The sequence below is a fragment of the Mesorhizobium sp. M1E.F.Ca.ET.041.01.1.1 genome, assembly GCF_003997355.1.
Lineage (GTDB): Bacteria > Pseudomonadota > Alphaproteobacteria > Rhizobiales > Rhizobiaceae > Mesorhizobium.
This window is the reverse complement of record NZ_RZSL01001239.1, coordinates 1-500: the sequence shown is the minus strand read 5'-3', so window position 1 is coordinate 500 and position 500 is coordinate 1. Positions and strand designations below refer to the sequence as shown.

General features: G+C 59.0%; 2 protein-coding genes. One reads left to right on the top strand and one right to left on the bottom strand.

Annotation, left to right across the window (positions count from 1 at the left end):
- Positions 1-190 (bottom strand): hypothetical protein (locus EOA38_RS40005; protein ID WP_210213037.1); only part of this gene is annotated, 190 nt, incomplete at its 3' end.
- Between the two features lie 21 nt (positions 191-211).
- Between EOA38_RS40005 and EOA38_RS40000 the strand changes: the two genes are divergently transcribed.
- The coding region (locus EOA38_RS40000) for a hypothetical protein (protein ID WP_210213036.1) at positions 212-500 on the top strand (289 nt) is incomplete at its 3' end.

The following is a 500-nucleotide window of genomic DNA, read 5'->3' as shown; positions in this document are numbered from 1 at the left end:
CGGCTGCTCCGCGCGCAGCGACGGCGCAATCTGTCCCATCTTCGAAAATCGCCGACGGCTCATAGGCGTCGGTGAAGAGGATCCATTCAAAAGGCGGCTTGCGGCGGTCATTGAACTTAGCGAGCGCAACGGGAGCCATTTTCCGGTGCGTCAACTCCTGGCGTTGATTGCCAACAGTCTCCTCGGTCATCCCGACGCCCGGGACGGATTGATGACATGCGCCGACGTGCCTGCGCTGCAGGACGCCGGACACCTCGATTTAGCGAGCATCTACCGCAACATTTTTGGTGAGAATCTGAAACCGAGCAGGGCTGAGAAGACGGAACTCTTTCGGAAGCTCAACGCGTTTGGGATCGGTGCGGAAACGAGCAACCGGGTTGACAATCTGCTCGTCTATGGCGCTGACGATCCGGCCTATAAGGCCGACTACGATGAACTTGTCGTCTCGGATCCCGTGTACGGGGCGACCGCCGCCTTTACCGCTGCTCAACGTACTTACC